The sequence below is a fragment of the Rhizobium sp. PAMB 3174 genome, from assembly GCF_052908375.1.
Genome location: NZ_CM128608.1, coordinates 759,917 through 778,550 on the forward strand (window position 1 = coordinate 759,917; position 18,634 = coordinate 778,550).

16 protein-coding genes are annotated in these 18,634 nt (G+C 62.9%); 8 read left to right on the plus strand and 8 right to left on the minus strand.

The window, feature by feature from the left end:
• Positions 1–2: 2 nt before the first annotated feature.
• The 7 genes from ureC to ureG all read left to right on the plus strand — a co-directional run bounded on the left by ureC (position 3) and on the right by ureG (position 6,540).
• Positions 3–1,715, plus strand: a complete 1,713-nt coding sequence (gene ureC, locus ACU5AY_RS03590) for an urease subunit alpha (protein WP_446828025.1) — start codon at positions 3–5, stop codon at positions 1,713–1,715.
• Positions 1,716–1,836: 121 nt separating this feature from the next.
• On the plus strand, positions 1,837–2,697 hold the full coding sequence (locus ACU5AY_RS03595; protein ID WP_446828026.1) for a GNAT family N-acetyltransferase: 861 nt from the start codon (positions 1,837–1,839) through the stop codon (positions 2,695–2,697).
• Positions 2,698–2,752: 55 nt separating this feature from the next.
• The gene (locus ACU5AY_RS03600) at positions 2,753–3,361 is read left to right on the plus strand and encodes a LysE family translocator (RefSeq protein ID WP_446823415.1); all 609 of its coding nucleotides are present in this window, start codon (positions 2,753–2,755) and stop codon (positions 3,359–3,361) included.
• 436 nt (positions 3,362–3,797) lie between these two features.
• The gene (locus ACU5AY_RS03605; protein WP_446828027.1) at positions 3,798–4,631 is read left to right on the plus strand and encodes a GGDEF domain-containing protein; all 834 of its coding nucleotides are present in this window, start codon (positions 3,798–3,800) and stop codon (positions 4,629–4,631) included.
• Between the two features lie 111 nt (positions 4,632–4,742).
• Positions 4,743–5,219 (plus strand): urease accessory protein UreE, encoded by a 477-nt coding sequence (gene ureE, locus ACU5AY_RS03610; protein WP_446828028.1) that lies wholly within the window; start codon positions 4,743–4,745, stop codon positions 5,217–5,219.
• A 7-nt stretch (positions 5,220–5,226) separates the two neighbouring features.
• A complete protein-coding gene (locus ACU5AY_RS03615; protein WP_446828934.1) occupies positions 5,227–5,898 on the plus strand; it encodes an urease accessory protein UreF in 672 nt (223 codons plus the stop codon).
• 30 nt (positions 5,899–5,928) lie between these two features.
• The gene (gene ureG, locus ACU5AY_RS03620) at positions 5,929–6,540 is read left to right on the plus strand and encodes an urease accessory protein UreG (RefSeq protein ID WP_446828029.1); all 612 of its coding nucleotides are present in this window, start codon (positions 5,929–5,931) and stop codon (positions 6,538–6,540) included.
• Between the two features lie 20 nt (positions 6,541–6,560).
• Here the strand turns inward: ureG and ACU5AY_RS03625 are convergent, their stop codons facing one another.
• From ACU5AY_RS03625 to ACU5AY_RS03655, 7 genes are all read right to left on the minus strand, one after another.
• On the minus strand, positions 6,561–7,292 hold the full coding sequence (locus tag ACU5AY_RS03625; RefSeq protein ID WP_446828030.1) for a Crp/Fnr family transcriptional regulator: 732 nt from the start codon (positions 7,290–7,292) through the stop codon (positions 6,561–6,563).
• 312 nt (positions 7,293–7,604) lie between these two features.
• The gene (locus ACU5AY_RS03630; RefSeq protein WP_446823421.1) at positions 7,605–10,910 is read right to left on the minus strand and encodes an efflux RND transporter permease subunit; all 3,306 of its coding nucleotides are present in this window, start codon (positions 10,908–10,910) and stop codon (positions 7,605–7,607) included.
• Between the two features lie 13 nt (positions 10,911–10,923).
• Positions 10,924–12,117 (minus strand): efflux RND transporter periplasmic adaptor subunit, encoded by a 1,194-nt coding sequence (locus tag ACU5AY_RS03635; RefSeq protein WP_446823422.1) that lies wholly within the window; start codon positions 12,115–12,117, stop codon positions 10,924–10,926.
• Between the two features lie 340 nt (positions 12,118–12,457).
• Positions 12,458–13,441, minus strand: a complete 984-nt coding sequence (locus ACU5AY_RS03640; protein WP_446828031.1) for an ABC transporter substrate-binding protein — start codon at positions 13,439–13,441, stop codon at positions 12,458–12,460.
• A 20-nt stretch (positions 13,442–13,461) separates the two neighbouring features.
• Positions 13,462–14,334, minus strand: a complete 873-nt coding sequence (locus ACU5AY_RS03645; RefSeq protein WP_446828032.1) for an ABC transporter permease — start codon at positions 14,332–14,334, stop codon at positions 13,462–13,464.
• The gene (locus ACU5AY_RS03650; protein ID WP_446828033.1) at positions 14,331–15,215 is read right to left on the minus strand and encodes an ABC transporter permease; all 885 of its coding nucleotides are present in this window, start codon (positions 15,213–15,215) and stop codon (positions 14,331–14,333) included. The genes ACU5AY_RS03645 and ACU5AY_RS03650 overlap by 4 nt, the downstream gene beginning before the upstream one ends.
• Positions 15,216–15,371: 156 nt before the next feature.
• Positions 15,372–16,163 carry an ABC transporter ATP-binding protein gene (locus ACU5AY_RS03655; RefSeq protein ID WP_446828034.1) on the minus strand — a complete coding sequence of 264 codons (792 nt, stop codon included), beginning with the start codon at positions 16,161–16,163 and terminating at the stop codon, positions 15,372–15,374.
• A gap of 79 nt (positions 16,164–16,242) precedes the next feature.
• Between ACU5AY_RS03655 and ACU5AY_RS03660 the strand changes: the two genes are divergently transcribed.
• Positions 16,243–16,653 (plus strand): cupin domain-containing protein, encoded by a 411-nt coding sequence (locus ACU5AY_RS03660; RefSeq protein WP_446828035.1) that lies wholly within the window; start codon positions 16,243–16,245, stop codon positions 16,651–16,653.
• Between the two features lie 222 nt (positions 16,654–16,875).
• Here ACU5AY_RS03660 and hydA read toward each other — a convergent pair whose 3' ends face one another.
• Entirely contained in the window at positions 16,876–18,330 is a 1,455-nt protein-coding gene (gene hydA / locus ACU5AY_RS03665) for a dihydropyrimidinase (protein ID WP_446828036.1), read from the minus strand.
• Positions 18,331–18,634 lie beyond the last annotated feature (304 nt).

An 18,634-nucleotide genomic window follows, 5' to 3' on the forward strand; every position in this document is an offset into this window, starting at 1 on the left:
CCATGCCGTTCAAAATGTCCCGCGCCGCCTATGCCAACATGTTCGGTCCGACGACCGGCGACAAACTGCGGCTCGCTGACACCGAACTCTTCATCGAGGTGGAGAAGGACTACACCTCCTATGGCGACGAGGTGAAGTTCGGCGGCGGCAAGGTCATCCGCGACGGCATGGGGCAGAGCCAGGTGACGCGCGCCGACGGCGCTGTCGACACGGTCATCACCAATGCGCTGATCGTCGACCATTGGGGGATCGTCAAAGCCGATATCGGGCTCAAAGACGGGCGGATCGTGGCGATCGGCAAGGCCGGCAATCCGGACACGCAGCCGGGCGTCGACATCATCGTCGGTCCGGGTACGGAAGCGATCGCGGCGGAAGGCAAGATCATCACCGCCGGCGGCATGGACGCGCATATCCACTTCATCTGCCCGCAGCAGATTGAGGATGCGCTGATGTCCGGCCTCACCACCATGCTGGGCGGCGGCACCGGTCCGGCGCACGGGACGCTCGCGACCACCTGCACGCCCGGTCCCTGGCACATCGCCCGGATGATCGAGGCGGCGGACGCCTTCCCGATGAACCTCGCCTTCGCCGGCAAGGGCAATGCCTCGCTGCCGGGCGCGCTCGAGGAAATGGTGCTCGGTGGCGCCTCGTCGCTGAAGCTGCATGAGGACTGGGGCACGACGCCGGCGGCCATCGACTGCTGCCTGTCGGTCGCCGACCAGTATGACGTGCAGGTGATGATCCATACCGACACGCTGAACGAATCCGGCTTCGTGGAAGACACGATTTCGGCGATCAAAGGCCGCACCATCCACGCCTTCCACACGGAAGGGGCGGGCGGTGGTCATGCGCCGGATATCATCAAGGTCTGCGGCAGCCCGAACGTCATTCCATCGTCGACCAACCCGACGCGGCCCTACACGGTCAACACGATCGCCGAGCATCTCGACATGCTGATGGTCTGCCATCACCTGTCGGCGTCGATCCCGGAGGACATTGCCTTTGCCGAAAGCCGCATCCGCAAGGAAACGATCGCTGCGGAAGACATTCTCCACGACATCGGTGCCTTTTCGATTATCTCGTCCGACAGCCAGGCCATGGGCCGTGTCGGCGAAGTGTCGATCCGCACGTGGCAGACGGCCGACAAGATGAAGCGCCAGCGCGGCCGCTTGAAGGAAGAGACGGGCGAGAACGACAATTTCCGCGTCAAGCGCTACGTCGCCAAATACACGATCAACCCGGCCATCGCCCACGGGCTTTCCCATGAGATCGGTTCGGTCGAGATCGGCAAGCGCGCTGACCTCGTCATGTGGTCGCCGGCCTTCTTCGGCGTGAAGCCGGACATGGTGATCCTCGGTGGTGTGATCGCGGCGGCGCCGATGGGCGATCCGAACGCCTCGATCCCGACGCCGCAGCCGGTCCACTACCGGCACATGTTCGGCGCCTACGGCAAGGCGAGGACCAATTCGTCCGTCACCTTCGTTTCGCAGGCCTCGCTCGACGCCGGGCTTGCCGGACGCCTCGGCGTCGCCAAGCAGCTGGTGGCGGTGAAGAACACCCGCGGCGGGATCGGCAAGGCATCGATGATCCACAATGCGGCGACGCCGAAGATCGAGGTCGATCCGGAAACCTACGAAGTGCGTGCCGACGGCGAACTCCTGACCTGCGAGCCGGCAAAGGTGCTGCCGATGGCGCAGCGATATTTCCTGTTCTGAGACCCATCAGAAGTTTTCATCGATAGGATGACCGGAACGGCATGTATCCGGTTGTCTTGTGGTGACAGGATGAGGGCCGTTGATTTCTACGCGAGGCCCCATGTCTGACATACGCCTGCTGGTGCAGACCGATACGCCGTTCCTGTCATCCTTTCTTGCGACGCATGCCGATACGAGCATGTTTCTGCGATCGAATGTTCTGCGATCGGGACTGGATTACAGGGACGCCGCCTATCATGGGCAATATTTCGGGGCCTGTGGTCCGGATGGTGAAATCCTTGGCGTGATCGCGCATTTCTGGAACGGCAACATCATGCTGCAGGTGCCCGACCGGGATATCCGTTCGGCGCTGATCGTCCGTCTGATGGCAGAGATCGAGCGACCGGTCTGCGGCATTCTCGGTGTTCCCGAGCAGGTGGACGACGTTATCGAGGCTTTCGGTCTGCTACGTCAGCAGTTCGCGTTGTATGCGGATGAGGATCTCTATGCGCTTCCGCTTTCCGATCTGATCGTCCCAGCGAATGCCGGTTTTCTCGTGCCGGCATCCGAGTTCGATCAAAACATCCTTATTTCGTGGCTGAGGGCCTACAACATCGAGGCGCTTGGCGCCCAAGATGACGAGGATTTGGACAAGCGGTTGCACCGCGAGTTTGATAGTGGGCAGGCGATTGCGGAGCGTTGGGCGTGGATCGTCGATGGACTGCCGGTCGCGCTCAGTGGCTTCAATGCCCGGCTGCTGGACGTCGTGCAGGTCGGTCCGGTCTGGACGCCGCCGCAATTCCGCAACAGAGGATATGCCCGCCGCGTGGTCGCGGCAACGCTCGAGCGGGCTCGAGCCGAAGGTGTGTCGCGGTCTATCCTCTTTACAAACAACCCGTCTGCGGCGAAAGCATATGAAGCCATCGGCTTCCGCAGGACTGGGAAATATCGTCTGGCCCTGCTGTCGAAGCCTCATCTGGTCGCTCCGGGTCGGGCTAGCTGATCGTCGGTGGTGTCGGGATCCGTTTCGCGACATGATGTTTTGGAGGAATTCTGCGATGATCGCTTGGTCCATTTTCATACCGGCCTGCTTCGCGCTCAATTGTGCGCCGGGGCCGAACAACATGCTGGCGTTTGCCAATGGCGCGCGGCTCGGTTTTGCCCGGGCAATGCTCGGCGGGCTCGGGCGGATGCCGGCCTTCACCTTGCTGATTCTGGTCACCGTGATCGGTCTCGGGACGGTGCTCGCGGCTTCCGCGACGGCCTTTACCGCGATCAAGCTGATCGGTGCGGTCTATCTCGTCTATGTGGGCGTGCAGATCTGGCGGAAGGCGCGGACGCTGGCGCGCATGGAGGCGAAGGACACGTCGGTCCGCGCGTTGATGCGCCGAGATTTCAGCATCGCGATCACCAATCCCAAGGCGATCGCCATCTTCACCGCCTTCTTTCCGCAATTCATCGATGCGACGAATGCGGCCTGGCCGCAGCTCGTCAAGATGGGCGGCGCGTTCCTGATCATGGAAGTGGTGGCCGTCATCCTCTACGTGCTCGCCGGCGTGGTGCTCGGCCGCTTCATCCGCTCGGAGCGCATCTTCGTCTACCTGAACCGGCTGGTGGCGACCGCGCTGGTCGCGTCCGGCGGCACCATGGCGCTGTCGCGGCATTGAAAGGCAGGCCTGGGTGGCCAGCTATTACCCTGATGCATAGCCGCTATGCACGGACAATTTCAAAGCGCTTTGATGGTGCGCTGCAGCAATCTCTCGTGTATACACGATCCAACGGTTGATCGCGGATTTTCCTCCCAAGACTTGCTGCGGTCCCGTTGAAGCGGCGGCAACGGTCGTGGTGTTTGCGAGGTGCAGCATCAATGGCGAGCCACTGGAATTGAAAAGCCCGGCCCCCGTGCCGGGCTTTTCTGTATGTTCGCCGGTCTTGAGCAGGGGCCGCCGCACTGCTTGTCTCCCGGCATTCAAATATCGGAATGTTTCAAACTTTAGCGGACAGCTTAGCGAAGCCGCAAAATGGTTGCTGTAAGGTCTCCGCCAATCGGACTTGCCCATCCCAAGCAGTCGCAAGCCCTCGGTATTCTGGAGACCGCCGTCAATGAATGCAGAAGCCATCGCACAGCCGGAAGACATGTTCGCCTCACCGATCAACACGCTGAGGCAGGTCTGGCTTCACGCCATCAAGCAGGCCTGCCTTGCCGCCATCTTTTCCCCGCTGCTTATCCTGGCCTTTCTGCCGGTGCTCAAGAGCTTCGATCTCATGCCGCACGAGCTCGATGCGCCCTTCGTCTCGCTCTTCGTGACGGCGTGGCTTGCAGGCTCGGCGGTCACCGGCGTCCTCGCCTATGGCTCCGGCTCCACCGTCTATCAACTGTCGAAAGCCAGCAAGCAGATCCAGCGCGTGCACGGCACGGACACGCGCTCCGGCCTTCTGAACCGCCGCGGCTTCCAGGAGGCCATGCGGGACATAACGGGCGAGGCGACCCTTGCGGTTCTCGATATCGATCGGTTCAAGAGCATCAACGAGCGCTATGGCCATGCGGTCGGCGACACCGTCATCGAGCGGGTCGGTACGGCGATTGTTGACGGTCTGGGCGATGCCCGGGCCGTGGCGCGCCTGAACGGCGAGGAATTCGCGGTGATCATTACCTCTGGTGATGCCAGGGAGCGTTTAACGCGACTGGAGGAACTTTGCCGGCATATCGGTGAGACCGTCTTCCATCTCGGACAGTCGAGCATCCGCCTGACTGTGTCTGCAGGCGTGGCCGAGATGGGCGGCGGGCGCGAGCCCGACGCCGCCTACCGGGCCGCCGACAAGGCGCTGTATCTTGCAAAGAGCGCTGGCCGCAACCGGGTCCTGCATGAGCGGGACCTGCTGCAGGATGATGCCGCCGACGGGATGCCGCTGGCATTGCAGCGAGGCGCGGCCTGAGGGCAGGGCGCAGCTCTGCGGGCACCGGCGGGGGTGTCCAAACGACGTATTGTCCTTGCGCCTGCCGCATCTATTTTGCATGGTGAACGTCTACTTCAGTCAGGCATCACCATGCAGCGCATAAACTCCTACAGTCCGGCCGGAAGCGTTGACGCAACGCCCGCCAACACGGTCACCCTTGCCCATGACGCCCGCCATCTGCGGCGCAAGCTCCTTCATCTCGCCGATGGCTCCATGGCCATGCTCGATCTCAAGGAGGCCGTGCTGTTTGCCGACGGCGACATGCTGTTGACGGATGGGGGCAGCTATATCCGCATCGTTGCCGAGCAGGAGGACCTCTACGAGGTGACCGCCCGCAACACTCTGCATCTCATGGAAATCGCATGGCACCTCGGCAACCGGCACCTGCCGGCCCAGATCGACGAGGACCGCATCCTGATCGGCCGCGATCACGTCATCCGGGCGATGCTTGAAGGGCTTGGCGCGAATGTGCGCGAAGTGTGCGAGGCTTTCCAGCCGGTGCGCGGCGCCTATCACGCCCATGGCGGTCACGGTCATGGCGGACATGCGCATCACGCCCATGACTGATGTCACTCTGCCGAATGCAGCCGGCACGCAATCGCTGCTGCGGCTGATGACATGGCTGTCGCCGGCCTTTCCGGTCGGCGCATTCGCCTATTCGGCCGGCCTGGAGAATGCCGCGGGCGAGGGGCGCGTGAAGGATGGAGATGGACTGGCCGACTGGATCAGCCTGTCGATCACCTCCGGCCCCGCCTGGAACGACGCCGTTCTGCTGGCCGAGAGCTTTCGCCGGCTGGACGATCCGGCGAGTCTCGAAGAGCTGGCCGAACTCGCGGCCGCGCTTGCCGGCTCCGCCGAGCGTTACCGGGAGACGCGGCTCGTTGGCGAAGCCTTCCTGGAGGCGGCGGGGGCCTGGCCGCAGCCGGCGCTCGACCATCTGCCGGCCGACGCGCCGTATCCGGTTGCCGTCGGCGTGGTTGCGGCGGCAAACGGGGTCGACCTCACAGCCGCGCTTGCCGCCTATCTGCATGCTGCCGCCTCGCAGGCCGTCTCGGCCGGCATAAGGCTGTCGCTTTGCGGACAGAGACAGGGTGTCGCCATTCTCGCCGCGCTGGAACCCCTGATCGGGGCGACGGCGGAGAAGGCGGCCCATTCCACCATCGATGCGCTCGGCTCGGCGACCTTTTTCGCCGAGATATCGAGCCTCAGACATGAAACACAGATGGCACGCCTCTTCCGGTCGTAAGGGGCGGTGCGACAGATGACGGGGAACAGCATGGCATCGGGAAATGGCCCATTGCGCGTCGGTATCGGCGGACCGGTCGGGTCCGGCAAGACGGCGCTGACGGAAAAGCTCTGCAAGGCGTTGCGCGACGACTATTCGGTCGCCGTCGTGACCAACGATATCTACACAAAGGAAGACGCCGAGGCGCTGGTGCGCATGCAGGCGCTGACCTCCGACCGCATCATGGGCGTTGAGACCGGTGGCTGTCCGCACACCGCGATCCGCGAAGACGCGACGATCAACCTGCAGGCGATCGCATCACTCAACGAACGCTTCCCCGATCTCGATATCGTGTTCATCGAATCGGGCGGCGACAATCTGGCGGCGACCTTCTCGCCGGATCTGGCCGACCTGACGATCTATGTGATTTCCGTCTGCCAGGGTGAGGAGATCCCGCGCAAGGGCGGGCCGGGGATCACCCGTTCGGATCTGCTGGTGATCAACAAGAAGGATCTTGCGCCGCATGTCGGCGCGGATATCGGTGTGATGGACCGCGATGCCGAGCGCATGCGGACGTCGCGTCCCTACGTGTTCACCGACATGAAGCGCGGCGATGGCATAGACAGGGTGGTCGCGTTCCTGAAGGCGCAGGGCGGCCTCTAGCAGCGCCTGTCGCTTGTCCGTCAGATGGTTTCGAGCGCGCCGGTGTTTTCCACATGGATCAGCCGGCCGCGGACGACGACGCCATTGTCTCTCAGCGTTGAAAACGCGCGGGACAGGGCCTCCGGCGCCAGACCAAGCTTGCCAGCCAGCAGGCTTTTCTGGAAGGGCAGGCGCATGGTCGCCGACTTGCCGGCATCGTCCTTCCTGCAATGGGTCAGGATATAATGGGCCACCCGCTGCGGCGCGGTTTGCAGGCGGTCGTTGGCGATGCAGTCGGTGGCGTTCAAGAGATTGGTCGAGAGCGAGCGGATGACCGCGCGGGCCACATCCGGCTCCTCGCCGATCAGCTTGCGGATATGTTCGAGGCTGAAGGCGACGATCATCGCCTTTTCCGCCGCCTGGACGTCGAAATGCTGTTTCAAGCTGTTGAACAGCATGCTGTGGCCGAAGCAGTCGCCCGGACCGTAGAGCATCACATCGGCCGTCCGGCCGTCCCGGTCCGTCCGGTAGGCGCGAAGATGGCCGGAGACGACGCAGAAGAAATGATCGGCGGCCTGGCCTTCGCTGTAGAGGACTTCCTTCGCCTCCAGCCGGCGAACCTCGGCCGTCGCCAGCAGTTTCCTCAGCGCCGGCTGGCTCATGCCAAGGAGGAACGGAAGGCCCGTGACCGCGCTGACCTCACGCGGCTCCAGTTTCAACAGCGGCCCCAGCAGGATGGCTGTTTCGTTGTTCCCGTGCATTTGAAGTCCCATTTTTTCCTTCGGCGGGCAAATCCGGCGTGAACACCGTTATGACAGCCGTCCCAGTTCCAGTGCCTCGACAGGGAGTGGGGACCTTTCCCTCGTCACGTGGCGGGTGCGGAGTTGTCGGCGGATGCAACCCGGTCACGTTTCCATCTGCTTAGCGCGTTCGGTGCTGGAACCATTTGATTTCAGTCAATTCATCCCGGTGGACAGGCAAAAAAGTTTGCATGACCCGGACGCGTCGGCTGGAATGCGGCGGACAACAAAAAGGCGCCGGAAATTCCGGCGCCTTTTTCGTCAGTCTTATGGGATGCGGGCTGCCTATTCGGCGGCGAGTGGAGGCAACTTGATGATGTTGCTGCCGCCGCTGCGTTCCTTTTCCAGCCGGGAGACCTTATCCGCGAGGTTGGAAATGGCGGCCTGGCTGCTTTCCACTGCCTGGGCAATGTCTTCGGCCGATCTCGGCTCGGGCTCTTCCTCCTTCGGTCCGACCAGCCGGCCGAAGATCCAGCCGAAGAAGCGGGACACGTCGTCCATGATCAGGAAGAAGGAGGGCACGACCACAAGGCTCAGCACCGTCGAGACGATAATGCCGCCGATCACCGCGATCGCCATCGGTGCGCGGAAGGTGCCGCCTTCGCCGACGCCCATGGCGGATGGCAGCATGCCGGCGGACATGGCGATCGAGGTCATGATGATCGGCCGGGCGCGCTTGCGGCCCGCCTCGACCACGGCTTGCAATCGGTGCATGCCCTGATGGCGCATCTCGATGGCGAAGTCGACCAGAAGGATGGCGTTCTTCGTCACGATGCCCATCAGCATCAGGATGCCGATCAGCACGGGCATGGAGAGCGGATTGTTGGTCACGATCAGCGCTACCGCCACGCCGCCGATCGCCAGCGGCAGCGAGAACAGGATGGTGAAGGGCTGGATGACGTCCTTGAAGAGCAGGATCAGCACGCCGAGAACCAGAAGCAGGCCCATCAGCATGGCGTTGACGAAGCTCTGCTGCATTTCCGCCTGCACCTTCGCATCGCCGCTTTCGGCAAGCTGTACGCTCTTCGGCAGCTCTGTGTTGGCGAAGATATCCTTGAAGGCCGCCGTTGCTGTATCCAGCGCTACGCCCTTGGGCAGGTCGGCGCCGATGGTGACGACCCGGTTGCGGTTGTTGCGCTTGATGGAGCTTACGCCTTCCGAATAGTCGACGTCGGCGACGCTCGAGAGCGGTACCATGACCCCGGAGGACGTCCGGATCTTCAGCGCCCGGATTTCAGCGAGGTTACGCCGCATGTCGAGCGATTCCTGCACGCGGATCGGGATCTGGCGATCGTCGAGCGACATTTTCGGCAGGGCTGCATCCACGTCGCCGATTGTCGCGATGCGGACGACCTCGGAGATCTGCTGCGGCGTAATGCCGAGGCGTGCCGCCTGGTCCTTGCGCGGGCGGATCTGCAACTCGGGCCGGGGCAGGGAGCCTTCGGCGCTGACATTGGCGAGCGAAGGCTCGTTGCGAAGCTTGGACTCGAGGATTGCTACGGCCTCGTTCAGATCCTTCTCGTTCTTGGAGAGGAAGTTGAACGACAGGTCGCGCTCGCCACGGTCGTTGAGCTTCAGGATGTGAACGTCGGGAATGTCCTTCAGCCGTGCGAAGACTTCCGTTTCCACATCCCATTGCGGCTTGACGCGGCCGTGCACTTCCATCTTCGGCAGGTAGGGGCCGATCAGCGGCAGCCGACCGAAGACATCGTTGACGACCATCTTGAGCAGCGAATGCTCGATCTTGTGCAGGTTGAGCGTCACGGTCGCGCGCCGCAGCTCCAGGTCACCCTTCGGCGATGCGCCGTCGAGGACGAAGACGTTCTCGACCTCGGGGATCGTGTGCAGCCGGTCGTACATCAGGTCGGTGACCTTCTCCGTATCCTCGAGCGAGGCGTTCGGAGGCAGTTCCACCGAGAGCGTGATGCGCGAGGCGTCTTCCGGCGGCAGGAAGCTGCCCGGTACCTGGGCGAGCAGCATCAGCGAACCGACGAGGAAGGCGACGGCGCCGATCAGCGTGCCGAAACGGGTATACCAGCGGCCGGTGGTCGCCTTGATCATCCGCGTGTAGGCGCGCATCAGCCTGCCGTCATTGCCCTCGTGATCGTCCATCGTGTCGGTGGAGCGCATCAGGTAGGCGGCCATCATCGGCGTGATCAGGCGGGCGACGGCCAGCGAGAAGAATACCGCGAAGGCCACCGTCAGGCCGAACTGAATGAAGTACTGGCCCGGAATGCCCGGCATGAAGGACACCGGCACGAAGACGGCGATGATGGTGAACGAGGTGGCGATGACGGCGAGGCCGATTTCGTCGGCGGCCTCGATCGCCGCCCGGTACGGCGTCTTGCCCATCTTGATGTGGCGGGCGATGTTCTCGATTTCCACGATCGCGTCGTCGACGAGAATGCCGGTCGCCAGCGTCATGGCGAGGAAGCTCACCAGGTTGAGCGAGAAGCCGATCATGTCCATGACCCAGAAGGTCGGGATGGCCGAGAGCGGCAGGGCGACCGCGGCAATCAGGGTGGCGCGCCAGTTCTTGAGGAACAGGAAGACCACGATGACGGCCAGCAGCGCGCCTTCGAGCAGCGTGTCGATGGCGGATTCGTAGTTGCCGTAGGTGTAATAGACGGAATCATTGACCAGCGAGATATCGACGCCGGGATTGTCGGCGCGGACCTTGTCCAGCGCTTCGCCAACCGTTTCGGCAACGGAGATCTCACTCGCACCCTTGGAGCGGAAGACGCCGAAGGTGACGACGGGGGTGTCGTTGAACAGCGAGAAGGATTTCGGCTCCTCGTATGTGTCCTTGATGACGCCGAGATCGGAGAGCTTGACGAACAGGCCGTTGCCGACGGAGATCGTCGTGTCGGCGAGCGCTGCGACGCTGCGGGCATCGCCGAGCGTGCGGATCGCCTGTTCGGCACCGCCGACCTGTCCGCGGCCGGAGCCGAGGTCGGTGTTGACGCCCTTCAGCTGCTTGCTGACATCCGCGGCGGTGATGCCGTAGGCGCCAAGCTTGTCGGGGTTGAGTTCGATGCGGACCTCGCGGTCGGCGCCGCCGTAACGGTCGACGCGGCCGACGCCGGGCTGGCCCTGCAGCGCCCGCTTGACCGTATCGTCAACGAACCAGGACAGTTCCTCTAGCGTCATGTTGGGGGCGGAGACCGCGAAGGTCTGGATCGCCTGTCCTTCGACGTCGACCTTCGAGACGATCGGCTCGTCGACGGCGGCGGGCAGCGAGCCGCGAATGCGGTCGATGGCGTCCTTGACGTCCTGTACGGCCTGATCGGTCGGCACTTCCATGCGGAAGACGACGGCAGTCTGCGAGGAGCCGTCGGAGACGGTCGACTGGATTTCATCGACCCCGGAAATGCCGGAGACGGCGTCCTCGATCTCCTTCGTCACCTGCATTTCGAGTTCAGCCGGGGAGGCGCCGCTCTGGGTGACGACGACGGACACGATAGGCACGTCGATGTTCGGGAACCGGGTGATCGGGAGGTTCATGAAGGACTGGTAGCCCAGGAACATGAGCATGCCGAAGGCAAGCAGCGGGGCGACCGGATTGCGGATGGACCAGGCAGAGAAATTCATCGTTCCAGCCTTCTCAGTTCGATGCCGTCGGCATGTCTTCGACCGGCGTGATGCGGTCGCCGTTGCGGACATAGGCACCGGCCTTGGCGACCACCGTATCTCCGGTCGTCAGCCCGCTCAGCACCTGAATGTAGTCGCCGTCCTGGACGCCTGTGTCGATCTTCACCAGTTCGATGCGGTCGTCCTTGACCTTGCGGGCCGTGGAACCGGTCTCGCCGCTGTTGACGGCGGTCAGCGGCAGGGCCATGCCGTTGACTTCCTTGATGATGATCTCGGCGCTGCCGTACATGCCGGCGCGTGCCTTTGCCGGGTCGTCGATGGCGATATGGACCGAGGCAAGCCGGGTGGTCGGATCTATGGTCGGGTCGATCAGGCGGATCGAGCCGTCCAGCACGTCGGAACCGCCAGCAAGCGTGATGCGGGCCTTCAGGCCGGGCTTGAGGCGCAGGACGTCGCCCTCGGCGACGTCGGCGACAAGTTCGACCGCACCGTCGCGGATGACGGTGAAGAGCGGCTGGCCGGCGGCGCTGGCGATCGCGCCGACCTTGGCGTTCTTGGCGGATACGACACCCGACACTGGTGCCTTGACGTCGGTGCGGGCTAGCTTCAGATCAATGTCGGCGATCTGGGCGTCGACGACCTTCATGTCGGCCTTGGCGACGACAATCGCCTGTTCGGCGGCGGTGACACGAGCATTGGCACCGGCCGCGGACGCGGTCAGCTGGTCCACCTGCGAGGTGGAGACCGTGCCGGAGGTCTTCAGCTTGCGCGCCCGCTCCCGCTGGTTGACGGCTTCGTCGGCATTGGCCTTGGCCTCGATCAGCTGCGCCTGCAGCTGGGCGAGGGATGCTTCCGCCTTTGCCTTGTTGGCTTCCAGCTGGCTCTTCTGCAGGAGAAGCGCGTCGGTCGACAGCACGGCCATGACCGCACCCTTTTCGATGCGGTCGCCGATGTCGGCGCCCAGGCTCTGGATTGCGAGGCCATCGACCTGCGGCTGGATGTAGACTTCCTCGACGGCCTTGACCGTACCGGTGGCGATCAGGCGATCCGTGAGGTTCCTGTCTTCAACCTTGGTGACGATGATTGCCGGGAATTGCCGCGTTTCCTTGGTGGCCGCCGGGGCCTCCTCGGCATGGCCGGCGAGCGGGGCTGCAAGGGCAACGGCCGAAATTGCCGCACTCAGGATCAAACGCTTAAATCGGGTCATGTGACGGTTCCGGAAAGGTCGCTCAACAACCACAACGACAGCCGGGGCGGACTGAGGCAGGATTGTTCAAAATGGTTGCTCATTGACGCATTTCATGCAGCCTTTGCGACGTCAGAAAGCCCCCTTCATATCGCAAGCCGCAACAACATGGGATCTGCGAAAGACGCTTACAAGGCAGCGCATCCATTTAATTCCACTGTTTGCTTGATTTTATTCTGTGCGCTGCAAAAGGCGCTGTCAATCGGGGCGTGTACACATCTTGATCGAATCCGCCCAAATGCGAAGCCGCGCGGGAGGTCTCTTCCCGCGCGGCTTCTTTAGAATATCCGAAAAAGCGATTTTATTTCAGTGCTTCGTCGGTGATCTCATGCGTCCAGGCGCCTTCCGGCTTCTTGGTGATGATTTTCTGGTCGAGCACGGCCTTCTCGGTGCGGTCGTAGGCGGCTTCATCGAGAACGCCGGTGGAATCGCCCAGAAGCTTGGCCACTTCGGTCATCATGTAGACCTGGTGTTCCTTGGTCTGCGCACCCGTCGTGTCGTTTTCGAGAACGATGTCGGCTGCTTCTTCCGGGTTGTCCTTGGCATAGGCCCAGCCCTTCATCGAGGCACGGACGAACTTGACCATGTTGGCCTTGAAGGCCGGGTCTTCGAGCTTGTCGCCCAGAACGTAGAGACCGTCTTCGAGAAGGTTGGCGTTCATCTCGGCGTAGTTGAAGACCGTCAGCTTGTCGAGCGTGTAGCCGGCATCGATCGCCTGGCCGAGTTCGTTGTAGGTCATGACGTGGATGCAGTCGGCCTGCTTCTGGATGAGTGGCTGAACGTCGAAGCTCTGCTGCAGGACCTTCACTTCGTCGGCACCTTCACCGGTCTTCAGGCCTTCGCGGTTCATCAGCGCGAAGAAGGGCACTTCATTGCCGTAGAACCAGACGCCGATCGTGTGTCCCTTGAAGTCGGCAATGGTCTTGATCGGGCCGTCCTTCGGGCAGATGATTTCCAGACCGCCATTCTTGTACGGCTGGGCGATGTTGACGAGCGGCACGCCCTTTTCGCGGGCGGCAAGTGCTGCGCCCATCCAGTCGACGATCACGTCGGCGCCACCGCCGGCGATCACCTGTTCCGGCGCGATGTTCGGTCCGCCCGGCTTGATTTCGACGTCGAGGCCTTCCTCGTCGTAGAAGCCCTTGTCCTTGGCGACGAAGTAACCCGCGAACTGCGCCTGGGTGACCCATTTCAGCTGCAGGGTGATCTTGTCGGCGGCCTGAGCCTGGAGGGCCGAGAATGCCAGCGCGGTCGCGGCCAGCAATGTCGCAATCTTCAGTTTCATGTTTCAGTTCCCTCTTTTTGTTACGCCTGTCCACCACGGACAGACGGATGCCAGAACGTGACCTTGCGCTCGATGAGCGCGACGATCCCGTAGAACAATGATCCGGTGACGGCAGCCACCAGGATTTCGGCCCACACCATGGCGGTGTTCATGCGCCCCATCTCGACCGAGATGCGGAAGCCGATGCCGACCGACGGCGAGCCGAAGAATTCGGCGACGATAGCGCCGATCAACGCCAAGGTCGAATTGATCTTCAGCGCGTTGAAGATGAACGGCCAGGCAGCGGGCAGGCGAAGCTTGACCATGGTCTGCCACCAGCTGGCGGCATAGGTGCGCATCAGGTCGCGCTCCATGTGGCCGGCGGCGGATAGGCCGGCGACCGTGTTGATCAACATCGGAAAGACGATCATCAGGACGATGACGGCGGTCTTCGACGGCCATTCGAAGCCGAACCACATGATCATGATCGGCGCGATGCCAATGATCGGCAGCGCCGAGATGAAATTGCCGAGCGGCAGAAGGCCGGCTTTCAGGAAGGGCGACCGATCGATCAGCAGGGCGGCGGCGAAACCGAGGCCGCAGCCGATGACATAGCCGGTCAGGACTTCCTTGAAGACCGTCTGGACGAGATCGAGCCAGAGGGTCGGGAAGGCCGTGACCGCTTCGGCAAGGATGGCGCTTGGAGCCGGCAGCAGGATCTCCGGTACGTTCAGCCCGCGCGTGATGAGTTCCCAGAGCACCAGAAGCGTCAGGCCGAAAATGGCCGGGACGGCGAGGTTGATGCGCCGGGCGCTCGCCTGGTTCGCCGGCGTGATGCTCACGAGCTTCTCGTTGAGGGCCCAGGCGCCGAGCCAGATGACAAGGGCGGCGATAATGGTGATCGTCGTCGTCATGCGAGCGCCTCCGGTTTGGCGCCCATGGACTTCATCACCAGCTTCTCGACGGCGGCGACGATGAAGACCAGGCCGCCGGCGACGATCGCCGAGACGAAGAGGGCGGACCAGATCTGGATCGTCTGGCCGTAATAGGACCCCGACAGGAGCCGCGCGCCGAGCCCGGCAACGGCGCCCGTTGGCAGTTCGCCGACAATCGCGCCAATCAGCGAGATGGCGACCGCCACCTTCAGCGAGGCGAACAGGAACGGGACGGCCGACGGCCAGCGCAGCTTCCAGAAGAGCTGGCTGCGGCTGGCATTATAGGTGTGCATCAGGTCGAGCTGGATCGTTTCCGGCGAGCGCAGGCCCTTCACCATGCCGACGACGACGGGGAAGAAGGAGAGATAGGTCGAGATCAGCGCCTTCGGCAGCAGGCCGGATATGCCGATGGCATTCAGCACCACGATCAGCATCGGCGCGACGGCCAGGATCGGGATCGTCTGGGATGCGATGATCCATGGCATCAGCGACTTGTCCATCGCCCTGTTGTGGACGATGCCGACGGCGAGCAGGACGCCCGTGATCGTGCCGAGCGCGAAGCCGAGCAGAGTGGCCGACAGCGTCACCCAGGCGTGATAGACGAGCGAACGCTTGGACGTCACCTTCATCTCCGCCGTCGTCTTCCAGATTTCGGCGACGATCTGATGCGGCGCGGGCAAGAGCGGTTTGTCCATCGCATAGGACTTCAGCCAGACCTCGCCCGCCGTCAGGTTCTCGTTCTTGCGGATCGCTTCCTCGGCGGCAAGCGTGTGGTTCATGAAGAGCGCGGCGACATACCAGATCGCGACGATGGCGAGGACGACGGTGAGGATGGGGAGGAGTTTGGTGCGGAGGGTCATGGGCGGACCTCCGTCGAAGAAGCGATCTCCCCCCTTGCGGGGGAGATGTCCCGGAGGGACAGAGGGGGGTAATCCATGAGATTGGTGGCCAGCACCCCCCTCTGTCTGCTGCGCAGACATCTCCCCCGCAAGGGGGGAGATTGGAGTTCGATCGCCTTACTCCTCATAGCTATGCCCCGCCTTCAGGCCCTCGCGGACGCGGTGGGCGATTTCGAGGAATTCGGGGGTCTCGCGGATGTCGAGCGGGCGCTCCTTCGGCAGGGTGGATTCGATGATGTCGGTGACGCGGCCGGGGCGGGGGCTCATGACCACGATCTTCGTCGAGAGATAGACGGCTTCCGGGATCGAGTGGGTGACGAAACAGATGGTCTTGTTGGTGCGCTCCCAGAGTTCCAGCAGCTGCTGGTTCAAGTGGTCGCGAACGATCTCGTCGAGCGCGCCGAAGGGCTCGTCCATCAAAAGGAGATCGGCGTCGAAGGCGAGCGCGCGGGCGATCGAGGCGCGCTGCTGCATGCCGCCCGACAGCTGCCAGGGGAATTTCTTGCCGAAGCCCGACAGGTTGACGAGGTCGAGCGTCTGCTCGACGCGCTTCTTCTTCTCGGCATCCGAATAGCCCATGATTTCGAGCGGCAGTGCGACGTTGCGCTCGATGGTGCGCCATGGATAGAGGGCGGCGGCTTGAAAGACATAGCCGTAGGCGCGGTTCCTGCGGGCGTCCTCCGGCGTCGTGCCGTTGACGGTGATCGTGCCGGACGTGTGCTTTTCGAGATCGGCGATGACGCGCAGGAAGGTGGTCTTGCCGCAGCCGGACGGACCGATGAAGGAGACGAAATCGCCCTTCTTCACCTCCAGATTGACATCCGACAGCGCGTGCACCGGCCCGTCATTGGTCTGGAATGTCAGGCCCAGCCCCTTCGCCTCGACGACCGTTTTCGATTGTTCAGCCATGTGATCCCAGTTTGTTGTAAAATCTGTCCCCGTGACGGTATATCCGTCCTTCTTGTCTCATGTCAGGGAATTTCCGCTCATGTCATCGTCGACGTATCCCCAATGCAAGACCATCCGCCCCTCCGAGACCTATGACGGCAAGCAGGGCTTTTCCTATATTGAGGGCATCTCCGCCGAAAGCGTCGGCTCGACGGGCATCGCCATGATGCTCCTGACTATTCCGCCCGGCGCGCGCGCCAAGGCGCATTTCCATGAAAGCCACGAGACGGCGATCTATATCGTGGCTGGCGAGGCGACGACCTATTTCGGCGAGAAGCTTGAGCACGTCCAGGTGCAGCGCGCCGGCGACATGTTCTACATCCCGGCAGGCGTGCCGCATGTGCCGGTCAATACCGGGACAGTGCCCTGCACGGCGGTCATCGCGCGGACAGACCCGAACGAACAGGAAAGCGTTGTCCTTACGCCTGAGCTGGATGGGCTGGTGCCGTGAGGCTATGGGCGAGCTGACACCCCCCTCTGCCCTGCCGGGCATCTCCCCCGCAAGGGGGGAGATCGACTCGATGAGGCGCCTTGCATTGTCGCTGTCGTCTGCAGGAATTTCACCAGAGACGGTGTGTCCCGCAGCGATTGCCACGCGCGTCCAATCTCCCCCCTTGTGGGGGAGATGTCCCGAAGGGACAGAGGGGGGTGCGCGTCGCGTCATTGGTTTGCCTTAAACTCCCGAGGCCGGAATGCCCGTGCGCTGGACCTTGCGCGGGGCGGTGATTTCCTTCCAGGTGGACAGCGCCGTGCTGACGGCCGGGAAGGGCTCGCGCTTGACGAACTGGCCGTGGCCCTCGCGCGTCTTGATGGTCGATTCCTCGATCGCCACGACGCCGCGGGTGAGCGTGTAGCGCGGCAGGCCCTTGACCTTCTTGCCCTCGAAGACGTTGTAGTCGATCGCCGACTGCTGGTTTGAAGCCGAGATCGTCTTCTCGCGTGTCGGATCCCAGACGACGAGGTCGGCGTCGGCGCCGACGAGGATCGCGCCCTTCTTCGGGTACATGTTGAGGATCTTGGCGATGTTGGTGGAGGTCACCGCCACGAACTCGTTCATGGTGATGCGGCCGGTCGCGACACCATAGGTCCACAGCATCGGCATGCGGTCTTCAAGCCCGCCGGTGCCGTTCGGGATCTTGGTGAAATCGCCCACACCGTAGCGCTTCTGGTCGGTGGTAAACGCGCAGTGGTCGGTTGCGACCACCTGCAGTGAGCCGCTTGCAAGGCCTGCCCAGAGGCTGTCCTGATGGCGCTTATCGCGGAAGGGGGGCGACATGACCCGGCGGGCGGCATGATCCCAGTCGGCATTGGCGTACTCGCTCTCATCCAGCGTCAGGTGCTGGATCAACGGTTCGCCATAGACGCGCATGCCGTTCTGGCGGGCACGGCGGATCGCTTCATGCGCCTGTTCGCAGGAGGTGTGCACGACATAGAGCGGGACGCCGGCCATGTCGGCGATGATGATGGCGCGGTTGGTGGCTTCGCCCTCGACGGAGGCCGGACGGGAATAGGCGTGCGCCTCGGGGCCGTTATTACCTTCGGCCAAGAGCTTGGCCTGCATCTGCGCAACGATGTCGCCGTTTTCCGCATGAACCAGCGGCAGGGCGCCGATCGCGGCACAGCGCTGGAAGGAGGAGAACATCTCGTCGTCATCCACCATCAGCGCGCCCTTGTAGGCCATGAAGTGCTTGAAGGTGTTGATGCCCTTGTCCTTGACGACGGTCTCCATCTCGTTGAAGACCTGCTCGCCCCACCAGGTGATTGCCATGTGGAAGGAGTAGTCGCAATTGGCGCGGGTCGACTTGTTGTCCCAGCGGTTGAGCGCGTCGAGCAGCGACTGACCGGGATCGGGCAGGCAGAAGTCGACGACCATGGTGGTGCCGCCGGCAAGGCCCGCGCGCGTGCCGCTCTCGAAATCGTCGGAGGAATAGGTGCCCATGAAGGGCATTTCGAGGTGGACGTGCGGATCGATGCCGCCCGGCATGACATAACAGCCGGTCGCATCCAGCGTCTCGTCGCCGGACAGGTTCGGGCCGATCTCGACGATCTTGCCGCCATCGATCTTGACGTCCGCCTTGTAGGTCAGGTCGGCGGTAACGATGGTGCCGTTCTTGATGACTGTGGACATTTTGAATACTCCCCTTCGGAATCCTGCGCTTTGTTGCTGTGATGCATGGGGTTTAGAGGTGTCGGTGCGGAACTTTGTTCCCGGATCTTTGATGCCGCGACCGGAATGACGGTGTGCTTCCCATGGCGATTGGAACCCCTCATCCGGCGCTTTGCGCCACCTTCTCCCCAAGGGGAGAAGAGGGAGGGCGCGGTTTCTGTCTTCTGCGCCATTTGATGGCGTGCGTTACTGGCTGTCGGGTGCGGCGGTCTCGCCTTCTCCCCCTGGGGAGAAGGTGCCCGAAGGGCGGATGAGGGGTTCCCAT

What these genes read in the sequence shown, in the direction of transcription:
- ureC (WP_446828025.1), top strand. Translation starts at nt 3, where the DNA reads ATGCCGTTCAAAATGTCCCGCGCCGCCTATGCCAACATGTTCGGTCCG.
- ACU5AY_RS03600 (WP_446823415.1), top strand. Translation starts at nt 2,753, where the DNA reads ATGATCGCTTGGTCCATTTTCATACCGGCCTGCTTCGCGCTCAATTGT.
- ACU5AY_RS03605 (WP_446828027.1), top strand. Translation starts at nt 3,798, where the DNA reads ATGAATGCAGAAGCCATCGCACAGCCGGAAGACATGTTCGCCTCACCG.
- ureE (WP_446828028.1), top strand. Translation starts at nt 4,743, where the DNA reads ATGCAGCGCATAAACTCCTACAGTCCGGCCGGAAGCGTTGACGCAACG.
- ureG (WP_446828029.1), top strand. Translation starts at nt 5,929, where the DNA reads ATGGCATCGGGAAATGGCCCATTGCGCGTCGGTATCGGCGGACCGGTC.
- ACU5AY_RS03625 (WP_446828030.1), bottom strand. Translation starts at nt 7,292, where the DNA reads ATGGGACTTCAAATGCACGGGAACAACGAAACAGCCATCCTGCTGGGG.
- ACU5AY_RS03630 (WP_446823421.1), bottom strand. Translation starts at nt 10,910, where the DNA reads ATGAATTTCTCTGCCTGGTCCATCCGCAATCCGGTCGCCCCGCTGCTT.
- ACU5AY_RS03635 (WP_446823422.1), bottom strand. Translation starts at nt 12,117, where the DNA reads ATGACCCGATTTAAGCGTTTGATCCTGAGTGCGGCAATTTCGGCCGTT.
- ACU5AY_RS03640 (WP_446828031.1), bottom strand. Translation starts at nt 13,441, where the DNA reads ATGAAACTGAAGATTGCGACATTGCTGGCCGCGACCGCGCTGGCATTC.
- ACU5AY_RS03645 (WP_446828032.1), bottom strand. Translation starts at nt 14,334, where the DNA reads ATGACGACGACGATCACCATTATCGCCGCCCTTGTCATCTGGCTCGGC.
- ACU5AY_RS03650 (WP_446828033.1), bottom strand. Translation starts at nt 15,215, where the DNA reads ATGACCCTCCGCACCAAACTCCTCCCCATCCTCACCGTCGTCCTCGCC.
- ACU5AY_RS03655 (WP_446828034.1), bottom strand. Translation starts at nt 16,163, where the DNA reads ATGGCTGAACAATCGAAAACGGTCGTCGAGGCGAAGGGGCTGGGCCTG.
- ACU5AY_RS03660 (WP_446828035.1), top strand. Translation starts at nt 16,243, where the DNA reads ATGTCATCGTCGACGTATCCCCAATGCAAGACCATCCGCCCCTCCGAG.
- hydA (WP_446828036.1), bottom strand. Translation starts at nt 18,330, where the DNA reads ATGTCCACAGTCATCAAGAACGGCACCATCGTTACCGCCGACCTGACC.